Annotated in this window: 1 protein-coding gene and 1 pseudogene; one reads left to right on the forward strand and one right to left on the reverse strand. The window is 45.0% G+C overall.

Features of this window, described 5'->3' with window-relative positions; genetic code table 11:
* Positions 1-336, forward strand: a pseudogene (locus tag QTN95_RS20665) (hypothetical protein); the annotation flags it as partial.
* A 35-nt stretch (positions 337-371) separates the two neighbouring features.
* On the opposite strand, the gene QTN95_RS20670 reads toward QTN95_RS20665, so the two are convergent.
* A partial coding sequence (locus tag QTN95_RS20670) for a formylglycine-generating enzyme family protein (RefSeq protein WP_331418853.1) occupies positions 372-1,328 on the reverse strand: 957 nt, incomplete at its 5' end.

Raw genomic sequence — 1,328 nt, forward strand, 5'->3', positions numbered from 1 at the left:
ATATTATTGCTTGGTGGGGTTAAAACGTGGCGACGTTTTGAAGAGGTGCTCACGCGCATGAATGTTACTGGTGAAAAGCCGTCAGGTGGCAAACAAGCAGAAGACAAAGCGTTGTTTGACAATTTGGCGCGCATTAATGCGATTTTAGATGGCGAACAACAGACAAGCTTTAACCACTGGGTATTAAAACTGGCGCAAGTGAAGGAAATCAACGAGAGCAACTTTGCTCAAATGCACCCGTTTGCGCCGCGATCCGGCTGGAGTTGGAGACAGAAGAGGGAGACAGTTGAACAGCAAATCGCGCATTTAAATAAAAATAACGGTTACTATATCTAACCACAGCGACCGCCGTAAGGCGGTCGTTTTCGAGGCTAATAAGCTTGTTCAGTGCTCTGTACTGCGCAGCGGAATCCTGAATTGTATGACAGATTATCACTTACTATCGGGTCAAATGCGCGGGCGGCAGTGACCATACCTCCCCCACCTCGAATAACTTTATACTCACCCTTTTCTGGGCCTTGTGGATCAAGTTTAGGCGACACTTTATAATAATCTTCAGCGTACCAATCATTGACCCACTCCTCGGCATTTTCAGTCATATCATAAAGACCAAGTGGATTGGGTGCAAACATACCAACCGTTTTTAGGCCTGTGGCGATGTTAGCGGTTTTATCGGTAAACTCTTCATAACCACCTAATTCTGGGTTATAAAAACCTCTTCCCCTAAACTGAATAAAGCCATTGTTGGTTGCGTAGTAGAGATTTTGACCACGGCTGCGTGCAGCGTATTCCCACTGTGCTTCGGTAGGCAGATCCACTGGTAAAGCGGTCAATTGCCCCAGCCATTGACAATAGTTTTTTGCATCTTGCCAATTTACTTTTCTAGCGGGTTTGCCTTCGTAATACTCTTTTCTTGATTCAAAATCTTTAGCATCCCGTTTGAGATATTGACCATCGATTATCCTCTGCTCAAATGGTCGATTAAACGCTTGTAAGTAAACATCATAATCCAGCAACTCCGCTTCATACTTTGACAACGAATAACTGCTTAAGGTGACTTCATGTTGAATATCTGCACCGCTGCTGACCATTTCGACACCACTGTAACAGCTTGCTTCCGGCGTCCAGACTGGGCGATTAAGATCGTCGTTCATGCAGGGCATACGAAAGTCGCCCATAATAAAACCGCCACCTTCGACAAACACCATATTCTCAATCGACTTTACCGCGACCTCGGCGATCTTTTGTTTTAGTTCGCTGTCTGCATCTGGATAGTGTTTGTTGACATTACTAATAATGGTGTTGAGCTGCTGTTGAGAAAGCACGTT

Source organism: Vibrio sp. M260112, assembly GCF_036533775.1.
Taxonomy (GTDB): Bacteria; Pseudomonadota; Gammaproteobacteria; order Enterobacterales; family Vibrionaceae; genus Vibrio.